14 protein-coding genes are annotated in these 14,364 nt (G+C 54.6%); 10 read left to right on the top strand and 4 right to left on the bottom strand.

Going from position 1 to position 14,364, the window contains the following annotated elements; genetic code table 11:
- Window positions 1-41: 41 nt before the first annotated feature.
- The 4 genes from yrfG (at window position 42) to pckA (ending at window position 3,919) form a co-directional block, all read left to right on the top strand.
- A complete protein-coding gene (gene yrfG / locus C1N59_RS01760; protein ID WP_394550769.1) occupies window positions 42-707 on the top strand; it encodes a GMP/IMP nucleotidase in 666 nt (221 codons plus the stop codon).
- Window positions 704-1,105 carry a ribosome-associated heat shock protein Hsp15 gene (gene hslR, locus C1N59_RS01755; RefSeq protein WP_006121008.1) on the top strand — a complete coding sequence of 134 codons (402 nt, stop codon included), beginning with the start codon at window positions 704-706 and terminating at the stop codon, window positions 1,103-1,105. The genes yrfG and hslR overlap by 4 nt, the downstream gene beginning before the upstream one ends.
- Before the next feature lie 46 nt (window positions 1,106-1,151).
- Entirely contained in the window at window positions 1,152-2,018 is an 867-nt protein-coding gene (gene hslO / locus C1N59_RS01750; protein ID WP_006121009.1) for an Hsp33 family molecular chaperone HslO, read from the top strand.
- Between the two features lie 281 nt (window positions 2,019-2,299).
- Window positions 2,300-3,919 (top strand): phosphoenolpyruvate carboxykinase (ATP), encoded by a 1,620-nt coding sequence (gene pckA, locus C1N59_RS01745; protein ID WP_054686900.1) that lies wholly within the window; start codon window positions 2,300-2,302, stop codon window positions 3,917-3,919.
- A 36-nt stretch (window positions 3,920-3,955) separates the two neighbouring features.
- Here the strand turns inward: pckA and envZ are convergent, their stop codons facing one another.
- Window positions 3,956-5,320, bottom strand: a complete 1,365-nt coding sequence (gene envZ / locus C1N59_RS01740) for a two-component system sensor histidine kinase EnvZ (RefSeq protein ID WP_006121011.1) — start codon at window positions 5,318-5,320, stop codon at window positions 3,956-3,958.
- The gene (gene ompR, locus C1N59_RS01735) at window positions 5,317-6,036 is read right to left on the bottom strand and encodes an osmolarity response regulator transcription factor OmpR (protein ID WP_001157751.1); all 720 of its coding nucleotides are present in this window, start codon (window positions 6,034-6,036) and stop codon (window positions 5,317-5,319) included. The genes envZ and ompR overlap by 4 nt, the downstream gene beginning before the upstream one ends.
- Window positions 6,037-6,569: 533 nt before the next feature.
- Here ompR and yjbE point away from each other — a divergent pair.
- From yjbE to C1N59_RS01715, 4 genes are all read left to right on the top strand, one after another.
- A complete protein-coding gene (gene yjbE / locus C1N59_RS01730) occupies window positions 6,570-6,818 on the top strand; it encodes an exopolysaccharide production protein YjbE (RefSeq protein WP_006121012.1) in 249 nt (82 codons plus the stop codon).
- Between the two features lie 148 nt (window positions 6,819-6,966).
- A complete protein-coding gene (gene greB / locus C1N59_RS01725; protein WP_033741594.1) occupies window positions 6,967-7,443 on the top strand; it encodes a transcription elongation factor GreB in 477 nt (158 codons plus the stop codon).
- Window positions 7,444-7,542: 99 nt separating this feature from the next.
- Window positions 7,543-9,867: a Tex family protein gene (locus C1N59_RS01720; RefSeq protein WP_394550228.1), complete on the top strand. Its 2,325-nt coding sequence runs from the start codon at window positions 7,543-7,545 to the stop codon at window positions 9,865-9,867.
- Between the two features lie 224 nt (window positions 9,868-10,091).
- Entirely contained in the window at window positions 10,092-11,777 is a 1,686-nt protein-coding gene (locus C1N59_RS01715) for a sugar phosphorylase (protein WP_394550227.1), read from the top strand.
- Here the strand turns inward: C1N59_RS01715 and C1N59_RS01710 are convergent, their stop codons facing one another.
- A complete protein-coding gene (locus tag C1N59_RS01710; RefSeq protein ID WP_006121016.1) occupies window positions 11,778-12,047 on the bottom strand; it encodes a YdgH/BhsA/McbA-like domain containing protein in 270 nt (89 codons plus the stop codon).
- 169 nt (window positions 12,048-12,216) lie between these two features.
- On the bottom strand, window positions 12,217-12,993 hold the full coding sequence (gene bioH, locus C1N59_RS01705) for a pimeloyl-ACP methyl ester esterase BioH (protein ID WP_394550226.1): 777 nt from the start codon (window positions 12,991-12,993) through the stop codon (window positions 12,217-12,219).
- 38 nt (window positions 12,994-13,031) lie between these two features.
- Between bioH and gntX the strand changes: the two genes are divergently transcribed.
- A complete protein-coding gene (gntX, locus tag C1N59_RS01700; protein ID WP_394550224.1) occupies window positions 13,032-13,712 on the top strand; it encodes a DNA utilization protein GntX in 681 nt (226 codons plus the stop codon).
- Between the two features lie 58 nt (window positions 13,713-13,770).
- A complete protein-coding gene (nfuA, locus tag C1N59_RS01695; protein ID WP_033741605.1) occupies window positions 13,771-14,346 on the top strand; it encodes a Fe-S biogenesis protein NfuA in 576 nt (191 codons plus the stop codon).
- Window positions 14,347-14,364 lie beyond the last annotated feature (18 nt).

Raw genomic sequence — 14,364 nt, 5'->3', positions numbered from 1 at the left:
CTACCCTGTTGCGCGAAAAGGCAATGGGTAAATCCGCCATGATGTGTAACGGTTCTGATATTGATACCGTGCTGTTGGATATGGACGGCACGTTACTGGATCTGGCGTTTGACCGCGTCTTTTGGCGGGAACAGGTGCCGGATGCGCTGAGCGCGCATCGGGGCATCCCTGTCAAACACGCGCGGCAGCTGATGGAAGAAAAATATCAGGCCGTGTCCCATACGCTAAACTGGTATTGTCTGGACTACTGGTCAGAGGCCCTGCAACTGGATATCCACGCGATGCTCTGGGCACACCGTCATCGCGTCCGCTTACGGCCCGATACGCTGCCTTTTCTGCAGATGCTGCGGCGCGCAGGTAAGCGCACTATTCTGCTGACCAATGCGCATCCCTGGAATCTGGACGTTAAACGACGACAAACAGGTTTAGCACCACACCTTGATTTATTACTTTCCACCCATACCTTTGGCTATCCGAAAGAAGATCAACGTTTGTGGCAGGCGGTCGCGCAACACACGGGCTTTGATGCATCACGAACATTGTTCATTGATGACAACGAAATCCTTCTTGATGTCGCTAAATCCTGGGGAATCGGCTGGTGTTTAGGCATCCGTAATCCTGATTCCGGTCGTCCCGAACAACCCTTTCAGCGTCACTATGCAATAAGCCATTACCGCACAGTGATCCAGGCCTGGGAGCAGCTATGAAAGAAAAATCTGAAGACGGTGTTCGTCTTGATAAATGGCTTTGGGCGGCGCGGTTCTATAAAACCCGTTCCATTGCGCGCGAGATGATTGAAGGCGGTAAGGTTCATTACAATGGTCAGCGCAGCAAACCAAGTAAGCTGGTTGAACGTGATGCGGAGCTAACACTGCGCCAGGGCAATGATGAACGTACCGTCGTAATTACCGGGATCAGCGAACAGCGGCGCCCGGCCAGTGAAGCGCAGCAGCTTTATCGTGAAACGGACGCCAGCATTGAGAAGCGCGAAAAAATGGCGCTGGCGCGCAAAATGAATGCGCTGACTATGCCCCATCCCGATCGCCGGCCTGACAAAAAAGAGCGCCGCGATTTGATGAAATTTAAGTTATCGGGTGATGAGTAAGACAGGCCTTGATGCCGCTCACCGCCCGCCCAAAGAGAGAAAAATTATGTCTGTAAACGATCAACTGCGCCGTTATCTGTTTGAAAATGCTGCTGTTCGTGGCGAACTGGTCAACGTTTCAAACACCTGGCGTGAAACCATTAAAAACCACGATTATCCACCCGCTGTGCAAACCCTGCTGGGTGAGTTACTGGTGGCAACCAGCCTGCTTACCGCGACGCTGAAATTTGATGGTGAGATCACCGTGCAGTTGCAGGGCGATGGTCCGCTGACGCTGGCCGTGATCAATGGGAATAATCAGCAGGAATTACGCGGTGTCGCGCGAATGAAAGGCGAGATCCCTGACGACAGCACGCTTAAGAGCATGGTGGGCAACGGCTATCTGGTGATTACGATTACGCCAGAAAAAGGTGAGCGCTATCAGGGCGTGGTCGGTCTGGAAGGTGACACGCTGAGCGAATGCCTGGAAGATTACTTCATGCGTTCAGAACAGCTGCCAACCCGACTGTTTATCCGCACCAGCGATGCAGGCGCCGCCGGGATTCTGTTACAGGTTCTGCCCGCGCAGGACACGGATAAAGAGGATTTCGACCATCTCGCTACGTTGACAGAGACGATTAAAACAGAAGAATTGATCGACCTGCCGGCAACTGATGTGCTCTGGCGACTGTACCATCAGGAAGAAGTGACCGTTTACGATCCCCAGCCGGTGATCTACAAATGTACCTGCTCGCGCGAACGTTGCGGCGAGGTCCTGAAAACGCTGCCGCAGGAAGAAGTCGATGAGATTATTGCCGAAGACGGCAAAATCGATATGCATTGCGACTATTGCGGATCGCATTATGTTTTCGATGCTGTCGATATTGCCGGTATCCGCAGCAACTCCGTGGAAAACAGCAACCGTCTTCACTGATCCGACCAGGGCGGTTCTGCCGCCCTCACCTCTGCTTTGCTATGCCCTTAATTTACTTGATAAATTATCTTTTTTTACTTTCTTAACATCTTAAAAACGTTCGAAACACGACCTTAACGCGCCCTGAGTCGCATTTTTAAAAGAACATACCTTCCCCCTCAGACTCAGTAGAGTACACTGCGCGCGATCTGTCTCCTCGCCTGACCGGGCGGCCTTTGACCGACACGATCCCAAACTCTTTTTGCCCGTACAGAACAGACACCGATTTAAGGAGCAGTAAAATGCGCGTTAACGGCCTGACCTCGAAAGCCCTTGCCGATCTGGGCATCACCGATACCACTGAGGTGGTTCACAACCCTGATTACGACACGTTATTTCAGGAAGAGATGCGCCCGGAGCTCGAAGGTTTTGAGCGTGGCACCCTGACGCAAAGCGGCGCAATCGCAGTCGATACCGGGGTGTTTACCGGGCGCTCGCCTAAGGATAAGTACATCGTCCGGGATGACACCACGCGCGATACGTTGTGGTGGAACGATCAAGGCACCGGAAAAAACGATAACCAGCCTCTGTCGCAGGAAACCTGGCAAGCGCTGAAAAAATGCGTGACGCAGCAGCTTTCAGGTAAGCGTCTGTTTATTGTGGATGCCTTCTGCGGTGCCAATCCTGACTCACGCCTGAGCGTACGCTTTATTACCGAAGTGGCCTGGCAGGCACACTTTGTGAAAAACATGTTTATCCAGCCCAGCGCTGCCGAACTGGATAACTTCACGCCGGATTTTGTGGTCATGAACGGCGCAAAATGCACCAATCCGGACTGGCAGGCGCAGGGACTGCATTCTGAGAACTTCGTGGCCTTTAACCTGACGGAAAGGATGCAGCTGATTGGCGGCACCTGGTATGGCGGGGAGATGAAAAAAGGGCTGTTCGCAATCATGAACTACCTGCTCCCACTGAAAGGCATTGCGTCAATGCACTGCTCGGCCAACGTGGGTAAAGCCGGTGACGTGGCGGTGTTCTTTGGTCTGTCCGGCACGGGTAAAACCACATTGTCTACCGATCCGGATCGCCAGCTTATTGGCGATGATGAACACGGCTGGGACGATGACGGCGTGTTTAACTTTGAAGGTGGCTGCTACGCCAAAACGATTAATCTTTCTGAGCAGGCCGAGCCCGAAATCTACCGCGCCATTCGCCGCAATGCGCTGCTGGAAAACGTTGTGGTGCGTGAAGACGGCAGTATCGATTTTGCGGATGACAGCAAAACCGAAAACACCCGCGTCTCCTATCCGATTCATCACATCGATAATATCGTGCAGCCGGTTTCCAAAGCAGGTCATGCGAAGAAGGTGATTTTCCTGACCGCCGATGCCTTTGGCGTACTGCCTCCGGTCTCCCGTTTAACGCCAGAGCAGACGCAGTACCATTTCCTGTCGGGATTCACCGCCAAGCTTGCCGGCACGGAACGTGGTGTGACCGCCCCCACGCCAACATTCTCAGCCTGCTTTGGTGCCGCCTTCCTGACACTGCACCCCACGCAGTATGCAGAAGTGCTGGTGAAGCGCATGGAAGCGGCCGGTGCGCAGGCTTATCTGGTTAACACCGGCTGGAACGGCAGTGGAAAACGCATTTCGCTGAAAAATACCCGCGCCATTATCAACGCGATTCTGGCCGGTGAACTGGATGATGCGCCAACGGAAACGCTGCCGGTATTCAACCTTCAGGTCCCTAAAACCCTGGGCGATCTGGATGAAGACACCCTGGATCCACGTCGTAGCTGGGAAAGTGAAGCGAAGTGGCACGCTGCGGCGGATGATTTGGCCCAGCGTTTTATCACTAACTTTGAGAAGTATACCGATAATGCGGCAGGTGCCGCGTTGGTTAAAGCCGGTCCACAGCGCTAATCGCCACGGCGCGGCCTGAACCGCCGCGCCGTTGTTTTAGCTCAGCGAAAGATTGCCGCTGTTTTGAACCGCTTCCGGGGTTTCTGCTAACGGCAGCCAGGCACGGATGCGTAATCCTCCCCGCTCACTGTCGCCAATTTCCAGCGAACCCTGATGTGCATCGATAATACGCTGCACGATAGCCAGTCCCAGACCGGTACCGCTGGTGCTACGCGCACTGTCACCGCGCACAAAGGGCTGGAACAAATGGGCCAGTTGATCGGGTTTAATACCCGGGCCATCGTCTTCAACCTGGAACCAGGCGCGATGCAGTTCCCGACCGCTGCTGACCTTGATCCAGCCATTTCCATAACGTGCTGCGTTCACCACCAGGTTAGCCAGCGCACGTTTAATGGAAAGGGGATTAATCTCCAGCATCAACTCTTCCGCCATCACCGCATTTTCGATTTCACGCTCGTAACCGCTTTCTGCGGCCACCACTTCACCTAAAACGCTGTTCAGGTCGGCCAGTTCGGTCTGCATTTCCTGACCGGTGCGCAGGTAGTCAATGAACTGCTCGATGATGGCATTGCACTCTTCGATATCTTTATTGATCGATTCGGCCAGATAGCCATCCTGCTCGTTCATCATCTCTGTGGCGAGGCGAATACGGGTTAACGGCGTACGTAAATCGTGGCTGACGCCCGCCATGAGCAACGTTCTGTCGTCAGCGAGCTGTTTAACGCCTGCCGCCATCTGGTTGAACGCGCGCGTGACCGAGCGCACTTCTGACGCGCCATACTCACGCAGTGGCGGCGGGATAATGCCTTTGCCGACCTGCAGTGCGGCGTGTTCCAGGTCCACCAACGGGCGGTTTTGTATGCGGATAAATAGCCAGGCCCCGCCGATCGCCAGCAACATTATCGCCAGGGTATAGCGGAACAGCGGCGAGAAATCACCCTGGTGAATTTCAGTCAGCGGCACGCGCACCCAGATATCGGGCGACAGCCAGGTCTTTAACCAGACAACCGGGGAGTTTTTATTAACCTCGACGCGCACATCGGTCGGGCCACCAAGCTGCTGCCCCATCTGATCGCTGAGGAACTTATAATGCTGTGCCCAGCGCAGTCCGCTCTCCTCTGCTGCCGCATTGGTATAGAGCGAAATACCCAGTTCACGATAGATTTCGCGGCGAAACGCGGGTGGCACTTCCAGCTGCGTGCCATCTTCCAGTTGTAAACGGTCCGTCATCAGCATACGGACTTCATACGCCAGAACCTTATTGAACTGTTGCAGGCTGGGAAGAATGGCGAAGTTCAGCACCACCAGGTAGGTCGTTACCAGGCTGACAAACAGCAAGGTAACGATCAACAGCAGGGTGCGGGCAAACGAACTTCGTGGCGAGAAGCGCAACCGCCTCATGCTTTACTGCCGTCCGGCACAAAGACGTAACCCAGGCCCCAAACGGTCTGGATGTAGCGTGGGTGAGCCGGATCTTCTTCCACCATGCGGCGCAGGCGAGAGATCTGAACGTCAATGGAACGCTCCATAGCACTGTATTCACGACCGCGGGCCAGGTTCATCAGTTTATCGCGCGACAGCGGCTCACGTGGGTGACTCACCAGCGCCTTAAGCACGGCGAATTCGCCGCTGGTTAACGGCATAGGTTCATCTTCACGGAACATTTCCCGCGTGCCCAGATTGAGCTTGAACTTACCAAACGCGATGACCGCTTCTTCCTGCGAAGGCGCACCGGGCAGCTCATTGGCCTGACGACGCAGCACGGCACGAATGCGCGCCAGCAGTTCACGCGGGTTGAATGGCTTGGGAATATAGTCGTCCGCACCGATTTCCAGCCCCACGATACGGTCCACTTCTTCACCCTTAGCTGTGACCATGATGATAGGCATGGGGTTGCTCTGGCTACGCAGACGGCGGCAAATCGACAGCCCATCTTCGCCAGGCAGCATCAGATCCAGCACCATCAAATGGAAGGATTCGCGGGTTAACAGACGATCCATCTGCTCGGCGTTGGCGACACTGCGCACCTGAAAGCCTTGTTCGGTAAGGTAGCGTTCAAGCAGAGCGCGTAAACGCATATCGTCATCGACGACCAGGATCTTGTAGTTTTCTTGCATTTTTAACTCCCAAAGGCGCGATTGCCTGAGCCAATATTGTTAAAAAAACATGTGGCCCAGCGACAGTGTTTAATGGTTTATATTCTAGTCAAAATTGTTACAAAGCATATTAAACAGCAGCTTATATTTAAATTCATGTTCTGCTGATGGAGAAGCCGTTCCGTTTCGTCCTCCGAGGGACAGAATACGGCAAATCTGAAATATTGGCTAAAATTCCGCTATTTACTGGTTTTAACACCGTACCAGTAATAATCGCGTTAACAAAAACAACGGGTTGCCAGAAAATTTGACTTAAATCGAATCTGTTATTGCCCACTTCTCCGGCAAGCTGCGGTTTATGACTCTGATAACAGCATATTCTTCCGCAAAAAAACAGGATAATACGCGACCGTTCTCGGATTAGTATGAGATCCGCTTTTAATGAGTCCACTTGCAGATAAAGTCCAATAAATCAATCAGTAAAGCTCACTTTGCGTACTGCCTGATATCACCCAGACTAAAGCAACGCCAATCTGTCGCTTTACGGGGAAAACATGAAAAAAACGATCTTACTGCTGAGCGTACTGGCCTTGTCCAGCATCAGCCAAAGTTATGCCGCCCCTGCAGCCGGTGAAGCCGCCGGTGCACAGGCCACCACAACCGCTCAGGGCAACTCCAATGCCATCGGTATTGGTGCCATTGGCGCGCTGTTGGGCGTAGCGCTGGCGACCGCAGGCGGTGGCGGCGGTGATGGTAACAGCAGCAGCACCTCAACCACGACGTCGACCAAAGCGGGTAAATAAGTCAGCCTCCTCGCCTCATTGTGCTTCCCTGAGCGTGAAGCGCAGTAAAAGGGTTTTTAGCCTGTTAAAAACCCTTTTCTCGCCCCCTTTTTCGCCACACCGGATTTGCTTTACACTGAAGCTCTTTTGATTTGACCGGCTGCAGTACATGAGAACGCGACTGATTACCCGTGAAGGTTTTAACACCTTAAAAGCTGAACTTGATTATCTGTGGCGGGAAGAGCGACCCGAGGTCACCAAAAAAGTGACCTGGGCTGCCAGCCTGGGCGATCGGAGTGAAAATGCCGATTACCAGTACAATAAGAAGCGTTTGCGCGAGATTGACCGCCGCGTCCGCTATCTCAGCAAAAGTCTTGAGCAACTGCGTATTGTGGATTATTCGCCCCAACAGGACGGCAAAGTATTTTTTGGTGCCTGGGTGGAAGTCGAGAATGACGACGGTGAAGTGAAACGCTTTCGTATCGTGGGCTACGATGAAATTTTTGGCCGTAAGGATTACATCTCGATTGACTCGCCGATGGCCCGCGCGCTGTTAAAAAAAGCGGTCGGTGATATGGCCATTGTTGAGACGCCAGCCGGGCCGGCCGCCTGGTATGTTAATGAAATTAGCTATATTGAAGCCTGATTCAGAATATCGCTGAAAGCAGGCCCATTCTCTGGCATTTTCGCCCATCAATCCGTATAACTATCGGCTATTTCTCAACCCAGAAAGCATAATAGTCCGATGATGAATGTTCTTAGCCAGCTAATTGCAAGTGAGCTCCAGGCGCGCCCCGAGCAAGTTGACGCCGCCGTCCGCCTGTTGGATGAAGGGAATACCGTGCCATTCATTGCACGTTATCGTAAAGAGGTGACGGGCGGTCTGGATGATACGCAACTCCGCCAGCTGGAAACCCGCCTCGGCTACCTGCGTGAACTCGCTGAACGCAGGCAGGCCATCCTGAAATCCATTGAGGAACAGGGAAAACTCACCGACGACCTGGCTCAGGCCATCAATGCAACGCTCAGCAAAACAGAACTCGAAGATCTTTACCTGCCCTACAAACCCAAACGCCGCACCCGTGGGCAAATCGCCATCGAAGCCGGTCTGGAGCCGTTGGCCGAGACATTGTGGCAGGATCCCTCGCACGATCCGGAGCAGCTGGCTGCCGGTTATGTGAATGCCGATAACGGTGTCGCCGATGTGCGCGCAGCCCTTGATGGCGCGCGCTATATTCTGATGGAGCGCTTTGCTGAAGATGCCGCGCTGCTGGCTAAAGTACGCCACTATTTGTGGAAGAATGCCCATCTGGTATCGAAAGTGGTGGAAGGTAAAGAGGAAGCGGGCGCGAAATTCCGCGACTATTTCGACCACCATGAGCCGCTGCATACCGTACCGTCTCACCGTGCACTGGCGATGCTGCGCGGACGTAATGAAGGCGTGCTGCAACTGTCGCTGAATGCCGATCCGCAGTTTGATGAGCCACCGTGCGAAAGTCATGGCGAAACCCTGATTGCCGAACACCTGAACCTGAGACTGAATAACGCGCCCGCCGACAGCTGGCGCAAGGCTGTGGTCAGCTGGACCTGGCGCATCAAGGTGATGTTGCATCTGGAAACTGAGCTGATGGGCACGGTTCGCGAGCGGGCCGAAGATGAGGCCATCAACGTCTTTGCACGCAACCTGCACGATCTGTTGATGGCGGCACCTGCGGGCATGCGTGCCACTATGGGCCTGGATCCGGGCCTGCGTACCGGCGTGAAAGTTGCCGTCGTTGACGCCACCGGCAAGCTGGTCGCCACCGATACCGTTTATCCCCATACCGGCCAGGCCGCGAAAGCGGCGGCGGCCGTGGCGGCGCTGTGCGTGAAGCACCAGGTCGAACTGGTGGCGATCGGAAACGGTACCGCCTCACGTGAAACCGAACGTTTCTTCCTTGATCTGCAAAAGCAGTTCCCGCAGGTCACGGCGCAAAAAGTGATCGTCAGCGAAGCGGGCGCATCGGTCTACTCCGCGTCAGAGTTAGCGGCGCAGGAGTTCCCGGATTTGGATGTCTCCCTGCGCGGGGCGGTTTCCATTGCCCGCCGCTTACAGGATCCTCTTGCCGAGCTGGTGAAAATCGACCCGAAATCCATTGGTGTAGGCCAGTATCAGCATGACGTCAGCCAGAGTCAGCTGGCGAAAAAGCTGGATGCGGTCGTGGAAGACTGCGTGAATGCCGTCGGCGTTGATCTGAACACCGCTTCCGTACCGCTGCTGACGCGCGTAGCAGGTCTGACGCGCATGATGGCGCAAAATATCGTCGGCTGGCGTGACGAAAACGGGCGTTTTCAGAATCGTCAGCAGTTACTCAAGGTGAGCCGCCTGGGGCCGAAAGCCTTTGAGCAATGCGCAGGCTTCCTGCGTATCAATCACGGCGATAACCCGCTGGATGCGTCTACGGTTCACCCCGAAGCCTATCCGGTCGTCGAGCGCATTCTGGCGGCCACGGAACAGGCCCTGACCGATTTGATGGGCAATCCGGCCAGCCTGCGGAATCTGAACGCTGTGGACTTTACCGATGCGCGTTTCGGCTTGCCGACCGTGACTGACATCATGAAAGAGCTGGAAAAACCCGGCCGCGATCCCCGTCCTGAGTTTAAAACCGCGCAGTTCGCGGAAGGCGTGGAAACCCTGAACGACCTGATGCCGGGCATGGTGCTGGAAGGTGCGGTCACTAACGTCACTAACTTCGGTGCTTTCGTGGATATTGGCGTTCATCAGGACGGGCTGGTCCATATTTCTTCCCTGTCCGATAAGTTTGTGGACGATCCGCATCAGGTCGTGAAGGCGGGCGACATCGTCAAGGTCAAAGTCATGGAAGTGGATCTGCAGCGTAAACGTATCGCGCTTACTATGCGTCTTGACGAGCAGCCGGGTGAAGGCCATGCCCGCAGTGGTAAGAGCAGCACGGCACGTGAGGAAAGACGTCCCGCAGCGAACAAAGGCCGGGCGCGTCCCACCAGTCAGCCAGCAGGTAACAGCGCCATGGGTGATGCCCTGGCTGCGGCCTTCGGTAAGAAGCGCTAGTTAACGGCGTTTACGTCGCCTCTTTCCCGGTGCGGAAGGAGGCGACGCTTCACCCTCTCTTCCCCTTTACGCTGTTCTTAGCCCTCCGCCAGGCTTTGCCTGCCAGCAAGCCGTTGCGCCCTTTCGCTGGCTGCGCGTGCGATTAAGTTGAAAATCCTCACCCTGACGCTACGCTAAAAAGACGCCCGTGATAATAACGACACCCGCTGTGGCAGCCCCTTAAAATGGAAAAAATCACTGCTTTACTCGATGCGATTTATGCCGATGCCTTTCCACAGGCTTTACGTGAACGCCTGCTCGTCCTGATTGCAGACGCTCGCGATACCACAAAATTGCCACGTAAAGCGCACTGGGACGAACAGGATGTCGTACTGATTACCTATGCCGATCAGTTTCGCGAACCGAATACGCCTACGCTCCGCACTTTCTCACGCTTTTATCAGCAGCATTTGCAGTCGACCTTTCCACTGGTGCACCTTCTGCCGTTCTATCCTTATTCGTCCGACGACGGTTTTTCCGTCATCGATTACCATCAGGTCAATCCGTTATGTGGCGACTGGCATGACATTGCCCTGCTGCATCAGGAAACACGACTGATGTTCGATTTTGTCTGTAACCATATGTCGGCGCACAGCGCATGGTTTAAGCATTATCTTGCACAGGACCCGGGCTGGGATGATTTTTTTATAAGCCTGCCGCCCACTACCGATCTGAGTGCGGTAACGCGGCCACGGACGTCGCCCTTGCTCACCCCGTTCACGCTGGCAAACGGTGACATTCGTTTTGTCTGGACCACCTTCAGCGACGATCAAATTGACCTGAACTTTGCCAGCCCTGACGTGCTGCTGCGCATGGTTGAGGTCCTGCTCGACTACCTGAAACGTGGAGCCGATTACGTACGGCTGGATGCAGTGGGCTATATGTGGAAAACACCCGGCACCACGTGCATTCACCTCGAAAAAACGCATCTGCTGGTCAAACTGTTTCGCGCCATCGCCGACGAGGTTGCACCGGGCACCGTGATCATTACTGAAACCAATGTGCCGCATAAAGACAACATCAGCTATTTCGGCAAGGGTTATGATGAAGCCCAGATGGTGTATCAGTTCTCGCTGCCGCCGCTGGTGCTGCACGCCATCCACACCGGCTCGGCGCGTGCGTTATGCCAATGGGCCAGTACCCTTACGACAGGCAATGGCAATACCACTTTTTTCAATTTCCTGGCATCGCACGATGGTATTGGCCTGAATCCGGCACGCGGTATTTTATCTGAAGTGGAAATTACCGCCCTGGTGCGCGATCTGGCGCTGGAAGGTGCGCTGATCTCGTACAAAAATAATCCTGATGGCACAACCAGCCCCTATGAAATCAACGTGACCTATTTCGACGCGCTCAACCGTGAAGGCGATGACGATGAAACGCGGCTCAAACGCTTTATGTTAGCACACGCTATCTTACTGGCGTTTCCGGGCGTACCCGCCATTTATATCCAGAGCATACTGGGTGCACGTAACGATTATGAGGGCGTACGCGAAGCCGGCCATAACCGGGCGATCAACCGGCAAAAATATGCGATGCCGGAGATTGAAGACGCGCTGGCAAACAGGAACGGTTTACGCCATCAGGTTTATACGCATTTGAGTAAACTGATTCAGCAGCGTCGCCGTCTGGCCGCTTTCCATCCCGATAATCCGATGCAGCTCTTTCAAAGTGATAATGCGCTGTTAATAATGAAGCGTGATGAGCCCGTCCGCGGCGATGCGTTACTGTGTGTATTTAATCTCAGTGGCAGACAGGTTAAAGCGCTGTTACCCGAAGCGCGCCTTTTTCAGGATGTGATCAGAGGTGAGAAGGTGGATGGCACCCAGCCCGTGGTGCTGGATGCCTGGCAATTCATGTGGCTACGCTAATTACTTGTACACTTCCGCAGTTGCACTGAACTTACCGTGCTCACGGCCCGCGATCACCAGGAAGTACTTGCCGCCCTTCTCATCCGCTGCTTTTGACAGCTTCTTCTTGGCATCCATTGGCGAGGTGGTTTCTGCCGTGGTGTTTACGGTACCAATTTTGGTCAGATTCATCTTCTGCACTTCTTCTTTGGTGACTTCTTTCGCCGCCAGTGCAGAAAATGACACTGCGCCCATCATCACTGATGCAACTACCCATTTCATAACCTTCATTTGTCTACCCTCATTCATGATCCATTGTTGAGATGTAAGCAGCCGCAAATCGCTTAAGGCTATATCGAACGGCATAGTCATTTCCCTGACTAATCGCATAGAAGTGCAGCGGCCTTGCTCACTCATCAAGTATTGCCGCTACACAGAAATTTGCCAGTTACGGTCTGGGTTAACTGTCTAATCCGCTGATAAATGAAATAATATGCTGGCAGAAGGCGTCAGGATGAGAAATAAACGGCGCATGTGCGGCTTTGTCTGTCACAACAGAAGGCGATGCCGGTAACTGTTGGTCAAGCTGTTGCGCAATGCGACGTGGCACCAGACCATCCAGCGCGCCATAGATGCGCAGAAAAGGCAGTGAAAGCGTGGCAAGCCTGTCACGTAAATCGCATTCGCTCAGAATCTGCAGGCCACCATTCAGCACCGCTACGTCGGGCATCGGCTGTGACAGCACAATGTCTTTCAGCTGGCGTGCATCGGCGCGGGCGCTTTCCGAGCCCATGGTTTGCAGAGCCAGAAAACGCTCAACGGTACGCTGAAAGTCCTGACTCAGCTGCTGCTGAAAGTTATGTAAGGTTAAAGGGGCAATCCCAGGCCAGTCATCGCGGGCGGTAAAGCAAGGTGACGAGGCGACGGTAATCAGGGCACGTAATCGTTCGGGGATGCTCAACGCCAGCTGCGTGGCAACCAGCCCGCCCAGAGACCAGCCCAGTACAGTGGCGCGCGAGGGCAGATGCGGCTCAAGCACCTGTGCCATCGCTTCCAGCGACATCGCCGGGAATCCCTGGCTGCGGCCATAACCGGGTAAATCCACTAAGTGCAGACGGAAATGCGTGCTGAGTCGCGGCACGATGTTTTGCCACACTTCCGCATTCAGTCCCCAACCGTGCAGCAGCACAAGATCGTTATCTCCTTCGCCGCAGGTATGCCAGTAAAGTGAGCTCATCCGTTATGCTTCCATCATTCATTAATAAGGAGGCCACTATGCTACCAATGCCCGCCCTGTGTTGGCTATGCCAGTTGCCGCTACGTCTTGCCCGGTACGGCATTTGCTGTGTCTGTCTGCGCCAGTTGCCCCGCCTGCCCCCGTTATGCCCGGTGTGCGGTCTGCCTGCCGCTTCTGGCAACCTGGCCTGCGGGCGCTGCCTGCGTCACCCGCCGCCCTGGCAGACGTTAGTCTGCGTCAGCGCCTGGCAGCCCCCGCTCAGCACATGGGTAAACCAGTTAAAATTCTCCGGGACGACCGCACTAAGGGTGATGCTGGCGCGTTTGCTTTTGTTAAGCTGGTTGAATGCGTACCGTAGCAAACGGACGAGCCGTCCCGATCTGCTGATGTGTGTTCCGCTGCATTCACGACGCTGCTGGTGGCGCGGCTACAATCAAACGGCCCTGCTGGCCGCACCCCTGGCTCACTGGCTGGGCTGTGCATTCAGTCCGGCGTTATACCGACGGCGCGCAGGTGCCGTTCAGCATCACTTAAGCGCCCGCCAGCGTCGTCGCAACTTGCGAGGAGCGTTTCATCTTGAAGCCGATGTCACCGGACGCCATATCGCCCTGATCGATGATGTGGTCACCACCGGCAGTACGGTCAAAGAAATCAGCCAGCTGCTCCGGGCGCAAGGCGCAGCCAGCGTGCACATCTGGTGCCTGTGCCGTACCTTGTAGAGCCCGAATGATGGGCGTATTATAACCAACTAAATTAGTCAACTATTGAGCAACTGACATGATCCGAATTACTGATTCTGCCCAAGAGCATTTTTCAAAACTGCTGTCTAAACAAGAAGATGGCACCCAGATTCGCGTATTCGTGATTAACCCGGGTACGCCAACGGCCGAATGCGGCGTGTCATACTGCCCACCCGATGCGGTTGAAGCCACGGATACTGAACTTAAGTTTGAAAAACTGTCCGCGTATGTTGATGAACTGAGCGCGCCCTATCTGGAAGACGCTGAAATTGACTTCGTCACCGATAACCTGGGCTCACAGCTGACGCTGAAGGCGCCTAACGCTAAGATGCGTAAAGTCTCAGACGATGCGCCACTGGTTGAGCGCGTGGAGTACCTGTTACAGGCGCAGATTAACCCACAGCTGGCCGGACATGGCGGACGCGTTTCGCTGATGGAAATCACCGACGACGGTTTTGCTATCCTGCAGTTTGGTGGCGGCTGTAACGGCTGTTCGATGATCGACGTTACCCTGAAGGATGGCATTGAGAAAGAGTTGCTGGCAGCCTTCCCGCAGTTGAAAGGCGTGCGCGATATTACTGAGCACCAGCGTGGCGAGCACTCGTTCTACTGATGTTTACGCGCGACAGCC

The organism is Pantoea sp. SGAir0183 (assembly GCF_043545505.1).
This window is presented reverse-complemented; position numbering and strand designations above follow the sequence as displayed.

Coding starts and splice junctions, on each gene's coding strand:
- C1N59_RS01720 (WP_394550228.1), top strand. CDS start 7,543: ATGATGAATGTTCTTAGCCAGCTAATTGCAAGTGAGCTCCAGGCGCGC.
- pckA (WP_054686900.1), top strand. CDS start 2,300: ATGCGCGTTAACGGCCTGACCTCGAAAGCCCTTGCCGATCTGGGCATC.
- gntX (WP_394550224.1), top strand. CDS start 13,032: ATGCTACCAATGCCCGCCCTGTGTTGGCTATGCCAGTTGCCGCTACGT.
- C1N59_RS01710 (WP_006121016.1), bottom strand. CDS start 12,047: ATGAAGGTTATGAAATGGGTAGTTGCATCAGTGATGATGGGCGCAGTG.
- greB (WP_033741594.1), top strand. CDS start 6,967: ATGAGAACGCGACTGATTACCCGTGAAGGTTTTAACACCTTAAAAGCT.
- C1N59_RS01715 (WP_394550227.1), top strand. CDS start 10,092: ATGGAAAAAATCACTGCTTTACTCGATGCGATTTATGCCGATGCCTTT.
- bioH (WP_394550226.1), bottom strand. CDS start 12,993: ATGAGCTCACTTTACTGGCATACCTGCGGCGAAGGAGATAACGATCTT.
- nfuA (WP_033741605.1), top strand. CDS start 13,771: ATGATCCGAATTACTGATTCTGCCCAAGAGCATTTTTCAAAACTGCTG.
- hslO (WP_006121009.1), top strand. CDS start 1,152: ATGTCTGTAAACGATCAACTGCGCCGTTATCTGTTTGAAAATGCTGCT.
- ompR (WP_001157751.1), bottom strand. CDS start 6,036: ATGCAAGAAAACTACAAGATCCTGGTCGTCGATGACGATATGCGTTTA.
- yrfG (WP_394550769.1), top strand. CDS start 42: ATGTGTAACGGTTCTGATATTGATACCGTGCTGTTGGATATGGACGGC.
- yjbE (WP_006121012.1), top strand. CDS start 6,570: ATGAAAAAAACGATCTTACTGCTGAGCGTACTGGCCTTGTCCAGCATC.
- hslR (WP_006121008.1), top strand. CDS start 704: ATGAAAGAAAAATCTGAAGACGGTGTTCGTCTTGATAAATGGCTTTGG.
- envZ (WP_006121011.1), bottom strand. CDS start 5,320: ATGAGGCGGTTGCGCTTCTCGCCACGAAGTTCGTTTGCCCGCACCCTG.